At 28.8% G+C, this 17,758-nt stretch carries 15 protein-coding genes; 2 read left to right on the top strand and 13 right to left on the bottom strand.

Features of this window, described 5'->3' with window-relative positions; all coding sequences use genetic code 11:
* Positions 1-53: 53 nt before the first annotated feature.
* The 6 genes from OW730_RS13620 to nagZ all read right to left on the bottom strand — a co-directional run bounded on the left by OW730_RS13620 (position 54) and on the right by nagZ (position 8,043).
* Positions 54-3,104, bottom strand: coding sequence for a glycoside hydrolase family 2 TIM barrel-domain containing protein (locus OW730_RS13620; protein ID WP_271224604.1), 3,051 nt, complete (start codon positions 3,102-3,104; stop codon positions 54-56).
* Between the two features lie 91 nt (positions 3,105-3,195).
* Complete coding sequence (gene panF, locus OW730_RS13615) at positions 3,196-4,653, bottom strand: sodium/pantothenate symporter (protein WP_271224603.1); 1,458 nt, start codon at positions 4,651-4,653, stop codon at positions 3,196-3,198.
* A gap of 1 nt (position 4,654) precedes the next feature.
* Positions 4,655-4,939, bottom strand: coding sequence for a YhdT family protein (locus tag OW730_RS13610; RefSeq protein WP_271224602.1), 285 nt, complete (start codon positions 4,937-4,939; stop codon positions 4,655-4,657).
* A 143-nt stretch (positions 4,940-5,082) separates the two neighbouring features.
* Positions 5,083-5,784 (bottom strand): hypothetical protein, encoded by a 702-nt coding sequence (locus tag OW730_RS13605; protein WP_271224601.1) that lies wholly within the window; start codon positions 5,782-5,784, stop codon positions 5,083-5,085.
* 112 nt (positions 5,785-5,896) lie between these two features.
* Entirely contained in the window at positions 5,897-6,841 is a 945-nt protein-coding gene (locus OW730_RS13600; RefSeq protein WP_271224600.1) for a nucleoside hydrolase, read from the bottom strand.
* A 5-nt stretch (positions 6,842-6,846) separates the two neighbouring features.
* The gene (gene nagZ / locus OW730_RS13595; protein WP_271224599.1) at positions 6,847-8,043 is read right to left on the bottom strand and encodes a beta-N-acetylhexosaminidase; all 1,197 of its coding nucleotides are present in this window, start codon (positions 8,041-8,043) and stop codon (positions 6,847-6,849) included.
* A gap of 217 nt (positions 8,044-8,260) precedes the next feature.
* Here nagZ and OW730_RS13590 point away from each other — a divergent pair, with 217 nt between their 5' ends.
* Positions 8,261-9,937 (top strand): hypothetical protein, encoded by a 1,677-nt coding sequence (locus OW730_RS13590; RefSeq protein WP_271224598.1) that lies wholly within the window; start codon positions 8,261-8,263, stop codon positions 9,935-9,937.
* 65 nt (positions 9,938-10,002) lie between these two features.
* On the opposite strand, the gene OW730_RS13585 is transcribed toward OW730_RS13590, so the two are convergent.
* Complete coding sequence (locus OW730_RS13585) at positions 10,003-10,350, bottom strand: RidA family protein (RefSeq protein WP_271224597.1); 348 nt, start codon at positions 10,348-10,350, stop codon at positions 10,003-10,005.
* Positions 10,351-10,621: 271 nt separating this feature from the next.
* On the opposite strand from OW730_RS13585, the gene OW730_RS13580 reads away from it, so the two are divergent.
* Complete coding sequence (locus OW730_RS13580) at positions 10,622-11,959, top strand: MATE family efflux transporter (RefSeq protein ID WP_271224596.1); 1,338 nt, start codon at positions 10,622-10,624, stop codon at positions 11,957-11,959.
* Between the two features lie 16 nt (positions 11,960-11,975).
* On the opposite strand, the gene OW730_RS13575 is transcribed toward OW730_RS13580, so the two are convergent.
* The 6 genes from OW730_RS13575 to OW730_RS13550 form a co-directional block, all read right to left on the bottom strand.
* A complete protein-coding gene (locus tag OW730_RS13575) occupies positions 11,976-12,689 on the bottom strand; it encodes a DUF2161 family putative PD-(D/E)XK-type phosphodiesterase (protein WP_271224595.1) in 714 nt (237 codons plus the stop codon).
* A gap of 85 nt (positions 12,690-12,774) precedes the next feature.
* Entirely contained in the window at positions 12,775-13,086 is a 312-nt protein-coding gene (locus OW730_RS13570; protein WP_271224594.1) for a YbjQ family protein, read from the bottom strand.
* Positions 13,067-13,306, bottom strand: coding sequence for a hypothetical protein (locus OW730_RS13565; RefSeq protein ID WP_271224593.1), 240 nt, complete (start codon positions 13,304-13,306; stop codon positions 13,067-13,069). The genes OW730_RS13570 and OW730_RS13565 overlap by 20 nt, the downstream gene beginning before the upstream one ends.
* Before the next feature lie 150 nt (positions 13,307-13,456).
* On the bottom strand, positions 13,457-15,238 hold the full coding sequence (locus tag OW730_RS13560; RefSeq protein ID WP_271224592.1) for an ABC transporter ATP-binding protein: 1,782 nt from the start codon (positions 15,236-15,238) through the stop codon (positions 13,457-13,459).
* A gap of 13 nt (positions 15,239-15,251) precedes the next feature.
* Entirely contained in the window at positions 15,252-16,991 is a 1,740-nt protein-coding gene (locus tag OW730_RS13555) for an ATP-binding cassette domain-containing protein (protein ID WP_271224591.1), read from the bottom strand.
* A gap of 292 nt (positions 16,992-17,283) precedes the next feature.
* A complete protein-coding gene (locus tag OW730_RS13550; protein ID WP_271224590.1) occupies positions 17,284-17,709 on the bottom strand; it encodes a hypothetical protein in 426 nt (141 codons plus the stop codon).
* Positions 17,710-17,758: the final 49 nt, after the last annotated feature.

Below are 17,758 nucleotides of genomic sequence, written 5' to 3'. Positions count from 1 at the left end.
TCCCCTAACAACTATCATATTATTATCATTTCTAATTTCATAGGTCCCCCCTTCTAATGACTTCCTAATTGAACAATGAATTCTATATCTGGATTATGATCTTTTTTAAATAAATCTCTTTCATAATATAAAATACTATTTTTCTTTATTTCTACTTCCTCATTACTCAAAATATCAATATTCAATTTATCCTTTTTTATATTCTCTACTATCTCTTTATTATTAAATACAATATCTACTTTATTTGTAAATTGAATAATACAATTTACCCCTTCTTCAAAGATAAAATTAATATTTTTAACATCACATCTTCTTCCACTAATAAATTCTTTCTCATTGAAGTTGATTCTGTAATTTCCTAATTTCATTCCCTTCTTTAGCCATGGAAAACTTTCAAAAGGTCCTTTACCATACCAGTCAGCTTTTTTTACATTAGAATGAATATTAATGTTGGGAATAATTCTTTTAGATTTTTTGTTTCTTCTATCAATGTACTTGAAGTAAATCTTACCATCATCATATATTTTATAAATTTGCGTAAAGTAGCTTCCAAAAAAGTTATCTTTAAGATCAAAACAAATAATTATGCAATCTGACTCTAATATTATTTCTTGACCAATAATTCGTTTGCTAAAGGATACTTTATTTTTCAATTCTTTAACAATGTTAAAGAAAAAACTCTTATTTTTTTTATGCTCTTCATTTCTATTACCACATACTTCTATTGAATAATAGTTATCAGCATTTAATACTTTATTAACCTCCATTAGAATATCACCAGTTAATTTTGAAACAGTGACTTTAAAATTATCACCTGTAATTAAATAACTTTCAGAGATATTTTCAATTTTTAGATTATTAGGCTTATTATTAATTTTATAATCTTCTATATTTCTATATTTTTTATCATTACTAATAAGATTACTGTATTCTTTTGATGCTGTACACAATTCTTCAATCTCACTTTTAAAATCAAATTGTTCCCAAGCCACTTCTGTTCCTCTTTCAAAATATTCAGTATTTTTATTGAAAATAAAGGAGAATTCAATTTGATTAAAATCATTTGTATTATCTTCATTAATAATATTATTCAAATCTATTATGCAACTCTTACTAGGAGAAATTATTGGATGCTCTATAATCTGTGTTCTGATCACTTCTCCCTCTTTTAAAAACTTAATATTTGTATCAATATTTTTTGTATTTATAAATTTATAATTATTTTTAATTTCAAATACCAACTTTTCAACATCTATTATTTCTACATTTATAGATTGAAAACATTTCTTTATTTCATATGCAATAGGGTTTATTATTCCATCGTCTATGAAAAGATATTTTTTTTCACCTTTTTTTGTTTCATAAACTTCATTGTTGTGAATTATTTTACTTGAATGGATATTTAAAAATCCACCAATCCAATTTTCATACTTTCTAAATTCATTTATATGTTCATCTAACATCCCTAATTGATAATCATAAAATTTACCATAGGATAAATATAAAATTGGTTTGTTTCTATATCTCTCTAAGGGAGTAGTAACAAATCCTCTTGTAATATTTTTTAATCGTTCTCTTACAGGGTAACTTAATTCTTTTAGCTCTCCGGTTACCCTTTGAAAATTAGGAGTAGCTTCTTTCACTGCAAATATCTCACTGATAGCCAATTCTTTATCACCAAGATAAAATACTGGACGGTTTTTATCTCGTTCTTTTATTGTTTTATATAATTCCTCAATATTTTCTCCAAAACTTAATACCCTACCTAATGACCACATTATTATACTAGGATGATTTTTCCCTCTTTCAATCATACTAATCACTCTATCTTTAGAATATACAAGTTGTTGTTCATCATGAGCAATTTTTCTGCCAATTAGTCTATTAAAACAACTTACCTCTGCTTCATCAACAACATATATTCCATATATATCACAATATTTATAAAACATTTCAGGATAAGGATATTCATTTACTATTATAGAATTAATATTGAACTGTTTAAGTCTTTTTATCTCTTCTTCAAAACTCTTCTCATTTTCAGGAAATCTATAATCTTTTTTAAATAAGTTACCTCCATTTATCCCTTTGATTTCAGCTGCTTTTCTATTTATCATTAAAATATTATTTTTAATAGCTATCTCTCTAAATCCTATAACTTGTTTTTTTATAGTAATTACTTCATTACAATCATCAATAACCCTGAATAAAATATTGTATAGTTTAGGGTTCTCACATGACCATAACTTTATATTTTCTAACTGAAATTCCAAATTTATATTTTTTTCATCTAAAATATCCTTATAAGTTACTTCTCCGATTTTTTTAAGACTCTCCCCACTTTCCCCTAACATAACTTCTAAACAATAACTTTTCCCATCAATACATTCTCCTCTTAAATTCAACTTCACTTTTAAATCACAATTACTTATTTCCTCTTTTAATCTATATTTCACATTTATATCTCGAATATGTATTTTAGGCTCATAATATATAAATATACTCTTCATAATTCCAATAAGTGGCGGAATTTCACTATGATAGTTAGTACTCTCAGAAAACTCAATCATTTCAATAGCTATAGTATTATTTCCTTCCATAATATTATCTGAGACTTTAAACTCTATTGGTGTTAATTTTCCGTAAGAATATCCGATAAATTCTCCGTTTATATACACATTAAATGAATGAAGCATCCCTTCAAAACATAAGTAGAATTCTCCTGAATTATGTCGTTTGCTTACATGAAAATTTCTTCTATAAATAATTATTCTATTGTACTTCCCGGTAATCTTATTAAAAGACTTCCTTCTGATCATACTATCATTATTTAAATGCTTATATGAATCTTCACTGTTAAATTCCTTTACTATAGAAGGAACTGATACTCTTTCCCAATTTGAATCTTCAAAACCTATCCCATAAAAATTTTCAGCAACACTTGATAGGTTTTTAAAAATCTGATATTTCCATCTACCATTCAGGGAAATAACACTTTTATTTTCGTCATTAATTGCGTCATCAATACTCTTATAATGAAATGCTTGTACAACAGTTTTCTCGGTATTGATTCCTGTAATCGCAGTATTTTCCCATGGATACATATGTTAACCTCCCCTTAATATTCCTCTATCTATATTTTAACATTTTTTCTCCTTATCTCAAAGCAAAAGAAAAAGAGGTGTTCAACACCTCTTAATAAAAAAACATATCCATAACTTCTTTATCAGGTTTTTTACTCATATAGCTTCCAATTATAAATGCTACTAAAGATACTACTATTGTAGGTACAATCTGATGCATACCCAAAGGTTTTACAGAATTCAAAGTGAAAATCACGTAAGCACCTACACCAAATATCATTGAACATAAGGCTCCTACAGCATTAGCTCTCTTCCAATATAACCCTAAAATTGTTGGCCATAAGAAAGCAGCCTCTAATCCCCCAAAAGCGAATAAGTTAACCCACACTAATGAACTTTGAGGGTTTAATGACAATAGAAAAACTATTGTTCCTACTACTCCAGTAATAATAAAACTCATTTTTGAAACTATCTTTCCATCTTCTTTACCACCAAATAAGTTAATATACAGATCTTTTATAATAGTAGCAGATGCTAATATTAACATGGAATCAACTGTAGACATTATTGCGGCTAATGGGCCTGCAATGAAAATCCCAGCTAATACTGGATTCATTACCTTTAATGTTATTTCAGGTATCGCCATATCCCCAACCTCAATGCCTGGTACCACCACTGAACCAAAAACTCCAACAATATGCATACCTAACATTAAGAATCCTACAACAATTGTTCCTATTATCATCGCGTTATGTAATGATTTTGAATCTTTAAAACCCATACATCTAATTGATGTCTGAGGAAGTCCAAGAACAGCAAATCCTACTAAAATCCAAAAAGATAGAATAAATGGCTTTGATATTGCACCTCCAGCATCTGGTGTTAACATTTGTGGAGATACTTCTTGAATTTTACTTACTATATTCTCCATTCCTCCACCGAACTTAACAACAGAATAGAAAAGGAATACAGTAGCGATCATCATAACTACACCTTGAATTGCATCTGTAATTGCTACAGCCCTGAACCCACCAATAGTTGTATATATTACAACAGATAACCCAAAAATAATAAGTCCTGTTCTATACGAATATCCTGTTACACTTTGAAACAATCTAGCTCCACCTATAAATTGTGCTACCATAGTAGCTGCAAAAAATACAAGGATAGCTACTGAAGACAAAATAACTACAGTGTTGCTTTTATATCTAGCTTTTAAAAAGCCTGTAATTGTAACTGCATTAATTTTTCTTGAAATTATTGCAAATTTTTTACCTAATACACCTAATGTTAAAAAAGCTGTTGGCACCTGTATCATTGCTAATAACACCCATCCAAATCCCAACTTATATGCTACCCCAGGACCTCCAATAAAGCTGCTAGCACTTGCATAGGTTGCTATCAAAGTCATAGCCAAAACAAATCCACCCATAGTTCTTCCACCTATGAAATACTCTTGGACAAACCCTTCACCGTCTTTATTTGTTTTAATTCTGCTGCAAAATAATGCTACAGCAAACATTGCTATTAGATACCCTATCATAGGTAATAGTATATATATTTTTCCCATCTTATTTCTTCTCCCTTGAATTTTCATCATTCTCTTCAAAGTCAATATCTTTGAAAAATACCTTTACCATAACAAAAACTGCTATACATATTCCTACATATCCTAACACGCAACTATAAAAAAACCACTCTGGCAAACCTAAAATATAGTTGTACTGACTAACATCTTTATTGCCTAAACCGTATGAAAATACATACCACCATGCAAAAAAGATTATGTATAAACCTATTGTCATAATTGCTTCTTTATTTAACTGCTTAGAAACATCTTTCATTTTAGATTTCATATCAATTCTCCTTTATGCTTATTGACTAATTTATTTTACATGTATTTTTATTTTTTATCAATACAATCTTCATATGTTTTTATTTGACAAATAAAAAACTCAAGGAAAATAAAGATTATTTCCTCGAGCCCATATGTTCAAAACTAATTCTTATCTCTTGTGAAATCCACAAGATAAAAATCCATTTCTTTTTTCTGTAATTTGTATATCCAATTATACTCTCTTAACGTTACTTCTCCATTTCTTGATTCTTCAATAACCTCATGTGTCCAAACATAATAATAGTCATTAAAATTTCTAACTTCTCCAATCTCGAAAGTTTTAAATTCTTCCTTTAACCCATTTCTATTGAAGCTCTTAATATCTTTATATGCCTCACTATCCTTCAATACACTGTTATAAACTTCTGTATTACCCTTGTTTACATATTCAAGCCATAGTTCATTAAATCTTACTACAGTATCAATAGCTCCATATTTATTTGAATAAAAGTCACCTTCAAATTTGTACCCATCTTCTTCTGTAACTTCAACAGAATCTTTAAGTTCTGTATATTTATATGTTCCATTCTCTATGAAAGATAAATCTAGATTATATTTAAAGAATCCTTCTTTTTCTTTTTTGTCCATGTAAGTTTTTAAAACATTTCTTGATTCTTCCTTTTCCTCAGAAGTTTCATCTTTCTTTTCCTCTTCCTCTACTTCTTTATCTTTTACCTCTTCCTTTTCTGTAACATTTGAAGTTTTATTATTATTTAAGTTCTTACTATTTTCATTATTCTTATTTCCGCATCCAGTTACTCCTAATGCTAAAGCAATCATAACAACAATACAAATCTTTTTCATGTGTATCCTCCCAAAAACTAATATTTTTTACCAATAAGTGAAATCTTTATACAATAATTTTATGATATAAAACCATTTCATAGATTACGAAAAGGTTACATTTTATTTTTCTCTATGGCAATTTCCTAATAGAATCTTTAATTAAATTCAAAAAGGTTCCTTTATCAATATCAAATGCAACATTAGTATTTTTCTCTTTTCTTAATAAATCTCTGTAATCAACTACAGTTTGTCCCGTTGTGTACTCACCTTTTGTTTCCACTGTAACAAAACACTTTTTTGTTTCAAACATGCTGGAATCAATTGCATATGCTACTGCACATGCATCGTGAACTGGAATACCTTCTAATTCTGTATTTTCTTCATAATACTTTGAATATGATAGTAATATTCTATAAGCTAATTCACTTGTCTTATTACCGATTCCCCTTATATCTTCAAAATCATCTTTGGTGAATAACGCTTTATGAGTTACATCTAAACCACACATTGTAATGTTAATCCCACTTTTAAATACAATTTCTGCAGCTTCTGGGTCAGTTTTTATATTATACTCAGCACTTGGAGTTACATTTCCTCCAAAACAAGCCCCTCCCATTAAAGATATTTCACAAATTTTATCTTTTATTTCAGGGTAAAGAGTTAATAATAGGGCAATATTTGTTAGTGGTCCCGTTACAATTATAGTTATCTTTTCATTACTTTCCATAATAATTTTTTTCATTAAAACAATTGCATTTTCCTTATTTGGTTCTCTATCTGATTCAGGTAATTCGGCACCATCTAATCCTGTTTCCCCATGTACTTCAGGGGCAATTTCAAGTTCTCTCATCAAAGGTTTTTTTGCCCCTAATGCAACTGTAATATCTTTCTCTAAAAAATTAACGATATTCAAGGCATTTTTAAGAATTTTTTCTCCTGTCTGATTACCTGCACAAGTAGTTATAGCTCTTACATTTAGTTTATCATTCCCAAGAGCTAAAATTAACGCTAGTGCATCATCATATCCTGGATCACAATCAATAATAACAGGCTTCTTCCTTAAGTTAACACTCATATACGTCACTCCTTATAATCAACAACATTTAATTTAAATTGCTCATAATCTAATATACCATACTTTTCCTTAGTTTTTAAAATTCTCTTCACACTTTCTTCTATTTGTTCTAAAGATATACTCTGATTTTTCACTGCTTCAATAATACTTTGAGTGGCTGCAGTAATACTTTTTTCAGTATGACATACCAAAAGAATATCAACTCCTGCTTTCACAGCTTTTGTACTAGCCTCTTTTATTCCAAAGTTATTTTTTATTGCTCCCATTTCCATATCATCCGTAATAATTAATCCATTATATCCTAATTTATTTCTCAATAAATCTTTAATAAATATTTTAGATAATGAGGCTGGGTAACCACTGTTATCAACTTGTGGAAGCATAAGATGCCCCACCATAATTCCATCTACTTCATTATTTATTGCTTCTATGAATGGTATTAGTTCTCTTTTTTTTAAGTCCTCTAAACCATACTCTAAAACTGGCAGTCCTTTATGTGAATCCATTATGGTATCCCCATGTCCTGGAAAATGCTTCACAACTGAAATTATATTTTTTTCTTTGAACCCCTTTATCATTGAAACTCCACATTTACTCACAATTTCAGCATTATTACCAAAAGCCCTATCTCCAATTACTTTATTCTGTTTATTACTCCAAATATCAATAACAGGTGCAAAATCCATATTAAAACCATACATTTTTAACTCTTCTCCAATTACTTCCCCAATATCTTTACATAAATCTGGATTACCCAACTGTCCAATCTTATAACTTGATGGTATTGGGATTTTATCCTTTGGAAGCCTTGATACCCGTCCGCCTTCTTCATCCACTGAAACAAAAAGTCCTATTTTATTATTTAATTTGTTCAGTTCATTATTTAGAGTTAATAATTGTTCTCTATCTGTAATGTTTCTATTAAAGAGTATTACTCCCCCTAATTTTTTATCTAATATTTTATTCCTTAATTCCTCATTCATTTTGGTTCCATTAAAACCACCAATTATCATCTGACCAACTTTTTCTTCCAAGGTCATACTCTCAATTATTTCTTCAATAATATCTTTCTCGCTCTTTTCGTCCTCTTTTATTTTCTCCTCTAAATCATTGCTATGGTTTATTTTATTTTTCTCTTCCATGTTACATGAAGCTAATATAATGCATGATAATAGAAGTATATAACAGAGTATTTTTTTCACTTTATATCACCTCTTGTATTTTAATGAGCAAAACTGAAATAATTTAATTTACCTAATTTTTATAATAACCATTTTTTATTTTTTTTACCATAATAATTGTGTAAAGTATTAATTATTATTTTCAATAAAATATTTACTATGAATTTAATTGTTATTCTGGTACAATATGAAAGTATACTTTAATAAAATTAAAATTTCAATTAAACGGAGGATTAATATGAAACAAAGAAACTTTTTAAAACTAATTTCATTAGCACTTCTAACAATGTTCACTTTTGTATCTTGTTCAAAAGGAGCTAGAGAAATTACACAAGCTTTTCTTAAAACAGCTGAAATTAAATCATACACTTTTGATTCATCAGCAAAAATACATTTAGAATTTCCAGGAGAATTAGTAGGTCTTGAAGACTCCTTTCCTTTAGATCTTAATTTAACTAGTACTGGTGCTTATAACTTAAACAAGGACAAGCTTCCTACAAAATTAGTAAATATTAATTTTGATGTAATGGATTTAAAATTTGATACTGAATACTATATTGAGCCATCAAAAGACAAAGAATTGAGTTTAGAGTATTATTTCAAAATGCCAAAATTCATAAAGCCTGCTCTAGGTCTTGGATCAAAAAAAGAAGAATACTTAAAATTTAGTTTATATGAACTGTTATCCGAAATATCTGATGGCCCATTACAAAGAAATTTATATGAGCAAGTCTTAAAAAATCAGGAAACAGTTATTCAAATGAACAAACAAGTATTTGATATTCTTTTATCTTTAGGTAGTGATGATTCTTTAAAAGATATAATAACTGATAAAGGCTATCAAGAACTTAAGAGAAGAAATGGTAATATGTTTGCTGAAACATATGAAATTAACTTAGATAATCAAAATTACAAAAAACTATTAAAAAGTATAGTTTCAAATGATGAAGCCATGAAGAATATTTTAGAATTATCTAAAAACTCTGCTTCCCAAACAGATGAAATAGATGTAACTTCTATTTTAAGAGAATTAACTGCAAACAAAGAAATGCTATTATCTCAAATTGACAATCTACCAAACATATTTGGAGAAAAAGGACTATCATTTACTTTTTCTATACACAATGGTTATATTGTTTACCAAAAATACGCTTTTGATATTAATGTTGAAAATTTGATTAACCTGCAGGCTGAAGTTGAAACTAGCTACTATGATATAAATAGACCAGTGAAAATTGATAGACCTGAAATTGATGATAATTATGTAGATAAAAATAGTTTATTAAGTAAGTTTAATAATGATACTGATGAAATGAAAGAGGAACTTTCAGAAATTGAAAATTCTTATAATTACTTCGAATCAGAAATAGTTCGCCTTGAAACATCTGGAAGATCTATTGAAGGTGAAGCAAGTGATTATTTTTACCCTCAAGAAAAGTCAATATATCATTTCACTGATGAATACGGAAACGTAGCTTATTCTCTTGAATTCGAAAATTTTACAGATGATAAGACACAAGTAAAATACTCATACCCTAATATTGATTATTCAGCAGTTTATTCTATGAAAAATAATACTGTTAAACTAGTATATGTTGATGAGTATACTGAATTAACTGATTTAACATCTGAAGAGAATTTTTTAGGTGATCCAATGATCTCTGGCCCTTTAAAAGAAGGTAACTATTGGATTAACAGTAATAACTCTACCACTTTTATTTCTTCTATTGATATTGAAGTGTCAACACCAAGTGGAACTTATAAAGCAATTGAAGTAATTAACTTCTTTGATAATGATAACTATCAAAAATGTTATTATGCTAAAGGTGTAGGTTTAGTTAAAACTATAACTAATTATTACACTGAGAATAACTTAGTAAATTCTACTGTTGTACTTTCAAAAATTGAAAAATAAGAAAAAATTAAAGAGGTTTGTCATTGGACAAACCTCTTATCTTTAATACATATATAGTTTATGTATTACTGTGCAGCTATAACTGACATTTCTACTAAAATTTCTTCTCTAGCCATTTTAGCTTCAACACATGCTCTTGCAGGTTGATTTTCTTTTGATACCCATGCATCCCAAATTTCGTTCATTTCACTGAACATAGCCATGTCTTTTATATAAATTGTTGTAGAAAGGATTTTTTCCTTACTAGAACCTGCTTTAGCTAATAAATCTTCTATTTTTTCAAGAACAACTTGAGTTTGTTCCTTAATTCCTTTGTCACCATCTCCGCAAGTTTGTCCACAAAGATAAACTGTATTTGCATGTATCACTATTCTACTCATTCTTCCGGTTGATTCAATTCTTTTTATTTCCATAATATTGCCTCCCATATATTATTTAAACCACGTATAAAAATAACATAATGAGAGAAATAATTCAATAATAATAGGAAAAAAAGTCAAACATATTTAATTATTAATTTTTATGAAAATCCTTACCAATAAATTATTCGATTCCTCAATTTTTCACCTCATATGCAACAATTTTTACCTCTTACTTTCAAAATATTGCACCTTACCTACTTACATGATATATTTTAAAAGTTAATTTTATTATAGTTTTTTGACTCAGAAAGAAGGCTTACTTATGAAAAAACAATACAAAGATCTTTTAAAACTTACATGGCCCATATTTATTGAAAATATTATGTTCATGTTATTAGCTTTTATTGATACTTGGATGCTAAGCAATTACTCAGATAGTGCTGCTTCTGCTGTTGGTGCTACAACTCAAGTAATATGGATGTTCACTCTTGTCTTTACAATAATTTCAGGCTCATCAGCTGTTTTAACAGCTCAAAGTCTAGGTAAAAAAGAAAGAACTTTAACATCAAAAATTGCAGCAGTATCTATGTTACTTAGTTTGATAATCGGAATAGTTAGCAGCATTATTTTAATTCAATTTAGAGAACCAATATTAAATGGTATTGGAGTTACTAAGGAACTTTTCACATATTCTAATGATTATTTACTATATGTTGGAGGAGCAATTTTTCTTCAAGCACTATTAAGCAATGTATCCTCAATAATTAGAAGTCATGGATATACAAAAATAACCATGAAGGTAACTCTTTTCATGAATACTATTAATGCAATTTTAGATGCAGTTTTCATCTTTGGATTCTTTGGTTTTCCAATCTTAGGAGTCAAAGGTGTAGCTATAGCAACATCCTTCAGTAGATTAATTGGATTAGTTATATTATGTATTTTCTTTTTTAGAACTATAGAACGAATAAATATATTTAAACTTATTTCTCCCATTCCTTTTGATATTATTAAGGATATGATTTTATTAGGAGTACCATCTGCCTTAGAAAAAATCAACTATAATGCTGCACAACTATTTATGACTGCAATTATACTTAATAATATTGGAGAGAATGCATTTACAACAAAAACTTACGTAATGACTCTTGTTAGATTCTTTTTTGCAATATCCTTAGCTATTGGACAGGCTAATCAAATTATGATAAGCAGATATAAAGGGGAAAAGAATTACGAACTAGCAGATAAAAATTTTTCATTTTCACTTAAAACTGCACTCATTGCCACACTCTCTCTCAGTGTACTTGGGAGTTTATTCGGAAAACAATTAATTACAATCTTCACAGATAACCAATATATAATAACTTTAGGTGCTACTATACTAATCTTAGATATCATTGTTGAAATTGGACGAACATTTAATGTTGTGGTAATCGACGCACTTAGAGGTACTGGGGACACAATCTTCCCTGTAATAATCGGTATACTTTCTTTATGGCTAATCAGCACAGGTTTAGCGTATTTCTTAGGAGTCACATGCAACTTTGGACTAATCGGTATTTGGATTGCATTCGGAATTGACGAATGTTTAAGAGGTATCTTAATGTATTTTAGATGGAAAAGTGGGAAATGGAAAAATAAGAGTCTTTCTTCCATGTAAATAGAAATCGAAGAGCCTATATAGATTCTTCGATTTCTTTTTCTTTTATATTTTTAATAACATCTTCATAATCTATCACAGCTCTTTTCCCTTTATCTGTGAGGGAATATGTTCCTCTTTTTACCCTTATAAACCAATCATAGAAATTTTTTTGTAATATGCTTGATGTTTTTTCTGTACATCCTAATTTTAATAATTCTTTTATAGAAATCTCACCATTTTCATTTACGTAGTGTGCAATTCTAATAGTTTCTTCACGATATGCTGTAACTATTTTACTTTTGCTTACACCACCCCAATTGAAATCTCCTCCTCTATTATTGAATTCCTTAATAAGAGATTCTCTTTTCTTTTTGTTTCTATTTCTAACTGTTTTTAAATTATATTCTTTTGGTTCAATAATAACTTCTACCTTATCTTTCTTTACAAAAATTAGCCCTAATTCAAGTCTCTTTAAAAGATATTTCTTATCATTCCATTCTTTTGTGTAATGACTCTTTTTAGGCTTTTCAATTGCTAAATATACATTATCCGATATTTTCTGTCTCAAGCTTCCTTGCAGTAGTAGTTTAAAGTTAAGGCTTTTTTTCATCTCAACTATGACAACTTGACCATCTCTTTCTCCTACAATATCACATTCCTTAACCTCTCCTTTTACAGAAAACCCTTGCTTTTCTAAGAAATTTTTTAACGGTATGTACATATCAGATTCTTTTAAGATATTATTCATTAAATCCACCCTTTGTATCATATAATAAAGGACATCTTATGTATGCTTTAATACATAAGATATCCTCTAAATGTCAAACTATTACTTATTTAAACTTAACAGCTGTTCCGTATGCCATTACCTCTGCAGCACCTTGCATTACAGCACTAGTTGCATATCTAATGTTTACTACAGCGTCTGCCCCCATTTGTTCAGCTTGCTCTACCATTCTCTTTGTAGCAATAGCTCTAGCTTCATCAATCATTTCAGTATACGCAGTTAATTCTCCACCTACCATAGTTTTAAATCCACTTAAAATATCTTTCCCAATATGTTTTGATCTAATTGTAGATCCTTTTGCAACACCTAGCATTTCAAATTCTTTACCTGTAATGTAATCAGTATTTACTAAAATCATCTTCATTCTCCTCCCTTAATTCTTTTAATCTTTCAATAACAGTATATATAATTGCACCAACAACTAATAACATTATAGCAAGTACAATTAATAATCCTAAAGTAAAATTAGTTAGAGTAATCAAACCTGTAACAAGTCCCAAAGAATATATAAAAGTAATTCCAACTAAAATTATACCTATTATAATGACTAACAATGGACTTTCCTTTTTTCTCCCCATCTCATCACCTCTACTCTTTTATAAGTTATATTATATCACTTAATATAGTGATTGTAAATAAACTTCAGATTATTCTTTATACTAATTTTACCATACATAATATAATTTATCATGCATTTTTATTTTAAAATAAGATTACCTTTGTTCTTTCTATATATACCATGATGACTGTAGCTTGTACATATTATTATATGTTCCTTTTAACTCTATTAATTCCTCATGAGATCCCATCTCGATAATTTTCCCCTTATCCATCACAATTATTTTATCAGCATTCTTAGCCCATCCAAATCTATGAGAAATAAACACAGCTGTCTTGTCCTTACAAATTTTCATAAGTCTATTGAATATTTCTAATTCAGCATTTGGATCTATAGCTGATGTTGGTTCATCAAACACAAGTAAGTCTGCATCATTGAATACTGCTCTTGCAATGGCAAGCTTTTGCCATTGCCCACCGGATAATTGTCTTCCTCCATCTTTTATTCTTCCTAAAGTAACATCCAGACTTCCTAGTTCCTTGTATAAATCATATAAATCACATTTTTTTAAAGTTTCAATTATTTTTTCATCATTGTGATATTCTTCAATATTTCCTAAAGCAATATTTTCTCTTAATGTAAGTTGAAATTTTATAAAATTCTGAAATACTACTGCTGGATTACTAGATATTTTATTGATTCCATTCCATAAAACTTCACCTTCTGAAGGTTTATATTGCCCCAGTATCAACTTCACCAACGTTGACTTACCTGCACCATTTTCACCCACTATGGCAATTTTCTCTCCTTTGTTTATTTTTAGATTTAAATCATTTATTATTTTTTTATTGCTGCTTAAATATTTAAAACTCACACTATTTAATTCAATTGGTAATAACCTTTCCTTTTTCTTATCTTCAATTTTGTTTTCTTCCCTAAAGCTTTCTTTCATCTTTAATATCTCATTTAAATCATATAATTTTGTACTGCTTATATATAGTTTGCTTAGGGGCCAAGTCAAGCTCATTATCTTATATCCACTAGATAGCATTGCCATAAACAAAACTGAAATTGTACCAATTGTAACCTTTGAAAAACTATTAATTCTATTAAGCAACATTAATAATACAAGAAATATTGCTATAGTCTGTATTAAAGTTACTATCATTCCAATCTTAATTTCATCACGCCTAGCATCATATCTCTTCCTATGTTGTTTCGTTATTATACCACCCCATAGTTCTATGAAATAATTTGAAGCATTATATATCTTCATCTCTCTAATAGTATTTGATTCTTCAAGTTTATTTGAAAGGTAATCTCCCATTCTTCCATCAAAGGTAAGCTCTCTCCCCACTTTTCGTACTTTCATCTCAGTTGAAAGTTTTAACCATAAACTGAGAGCCATCATTACAACCACAACTATCACTATTATGAAATATCCGCTAGTAGCAGCTAACCAAATGATACTCAAAAGTGATGATGATATACTTATACTTAATACCAAATTTTGCATTATACCCACAAGGTGTTCTCCAACAACACTTTTAGCTCTCTCCAGCTTATCACAGAATTCTTTCTCATCAAATTTTTCATAACTAACCTTGTTCATTATATCAACAATTTCACTTTTAAAAAACAATGTAACTTTTGAGTTCATTACGTTTTTGAATATGTTCGTTAATGCCTTTGATATAGCCTGTACTGCATATATAGATGTGAAAATTATTAATGGATGAGCTGCCTTTGAAAGTATTCCTCTCCAACTTTCCTCTCCAACATTACTTACTATAATATTTATTATTTCAACCTGAGTTGTGTATGTAAAAAATGTAATCATTCCTCCGATAAAGGGAATAACAAATGTTAAAAAAGTAAGTAATGGCATCCTCTTGAATATCTTGAAAATGATCAACATTATGTTATATATATTATTCTTTTTATTAATCATAAAAGTTCCCTTCTTATCCATGTAAGTCTGATTGTGAAATGTACATCTTTTCGTATTTCCCCTGAAGTTTCATTAATTCTGAATGAGTTCCACTCTCAACAATTTGTCCATCTTCTAGTACAAATATTCTATCTACAGCTTTTGCCATATAAAGTCTATGTGTTACTATTATGGAGGTTTTATTATCACTAAGATTCACAAATGCTTCAAATGCCTTTAATTCAGCTTTAGGATCTAAGGAGGCTGTTGGTTCATCAAATATTGTTAGCTGTTTTTCATTGAGATACGCTCTTGATATAGCCAACCTTTGCCATTGTCCACCCGAGAAGTCTCTACCTCCAAATTCTGGACCGATTTGTTCATCTAAACTTTTAACATACTCATTACACTCAGCCTTATTGATTGCTTTATTAAGTTTATTATCATCATTGAGGTGTTTTATATCCCCAATAGCAATATTTTCTCTGATTGGCCTTAATAATCTTGTATAATCTTGAAATACCACTCTTGATCCATTCACTACTTCTTTTTCTTTTATTGACTCTCCTCTAATTGACCAGTCAATATATCCATTTTTAGGTGTATATAATCCTAATATAATTTTAACCAGTGTAGACTTTCCAGAGCCATTTTCCCCAACAAGTGCAACCTTCTCACCAGGGTTTATCACCATATCTATTCCTCTAAGATTGTCTTTTTTACTATCTTTATACTTGAAAGATAGCTCTTTAATAACTACTTTCATTCCTTTCTCACACTCTGGTAATGTACCCTGTTCCCTAATTTCCTCTTGAAGATTTAAAAATTCATTAAACTCTTTAAATCTTAGGCTGCTGGACTTCAGAGAAGAGTAGCTTGCTGAAAATCTAGGTAATAATATAAATAATTGAGATACCACCTTAAGTAGCATTACAAATACCCCTGCTCCATTTCCACTTTTCGAACTGATTATTACCAAAATTATTATACATACTCCATTCATAATGGCTATTACAATATTTTGAAGAATACTAATCAATTCACCTGCGATGACTTTTTTCTGTAATTCTTTGAAGTTCATCTTAAAGATTCTCTTCCATTTCTTTTTCAAGTATGGGCACATGTTATAAGTTTTAATTTCTTGAATTGTCTCTCTTTGAACTAAAAGATTAAACAAATAATCGAGTATTAATCTAGATGAAGATTGTTTTTTATAGATAATCTCTTTATTTTTGACTATTTTTTTATTTATTAAAAGTTGTAGTAAAAGACCTGTTAAAACGATTAATGATACTAATGAACATTCATAATGGATCAATATTATAAGAAGAGCACCTATTGTAATAAAATCAATAATGGAATTCATCCATTGTTCAAAGAGCTCAAATAAAGGCAGCCCTTTTGCTCTTTCTCTAAGTGCTTTTATTTTTGGCCATTCAAGATATGTAAGTGATAGCTTAGAAGATTTTTCTAATATTAGTTTTTCTTTTTTATATAAACCTATTTCTATAAGGCTTGTTGATGTTAAAGCTTTTATGGATGCATTCAAGGTATTTATGTATATTACCACTACCAAGAATATAATAAGATATAAGGTTTCCTTATAAGAAAATGTTGAAGTTGCATTCTGAATTGTATCGATAACTTCCCTAGTTAAAATTAATTCACCTAAAAATAAAGGTACTGTTAAAATAACTGTGATGTAATATAAAATGACGTTCCTTTTGTCCTCTGAATAGAATAGTTTAGAAGTGTAGGTTAAGCTTTTTATCATGAAGTTCCCCCTTTTCTATTTTTTCAGTAATCTTTCTTTATTATCTTTTCTTTTTAAGATAGAGTTGTATTATACCATGTTTTTACTATTTTATGAATATAATTGTAAAATCTTTTTATTTAGGATTATATTTAAAAATAATGTTAATACTATAATATTTAAAAAGGAACCTTACTCGGTTCCCTTTATTCGTATTTTATAAATATTTATTTATAATAAGTTTTCCATACTTGATACACTGAACGAGTATTATTGTAAATTAAATCCATTTTTATCTAATATATTTAATAAACTATTTATCCAACTTAATGCTTTTTCTTTTTCTATCCCCTAAAAATACATATCCGCTTAAACATAATTGAATGATGCTTATAATAAAAAACTGTGCCGTTGCTAAATAAACTTCATCTAAGATTATTATCTGAGCAACCAGGCTTATGAAAAATATTCCTCCCATTAAACCAGAAATAATCCACGATTGTTTTCCTTCTTTTCTTAAACAGAATGCAGCTGCAATAATATTTCCTACTCCAAATATTAAAATTCCTATTACTCCGGGTACAAACCAGCTTTGGAAAGGAACTTTAGTTAACCATTCTTTTGGATATTCCATAAATATTCCTTCTGCCCTTATCATCCTTATTCCTTTTCTGATAGCACTTAAAGCAATTATCAAGTCATAAATCAATAATAGAATTATTCTGTTTTTTTGTTTCATAAACATTCCCCCTACCCATTTATTAGACGTCATATATATGGTTCCAAAT

The organism is Oceanirhabdus sp. W0125-5 (genome assembly GCF_027938815.1).
Taxonomy (GTDB): Bacteria; Bacillota; Clostridia; order Clostridiales; family Clostridiaceae; genus Oceanirhabdus.
The sequence above is the reverse complement of the archived record's forward strand: the minus strand, read 5'-3'. Positions and strand labels throughout refer to the sequence as shown.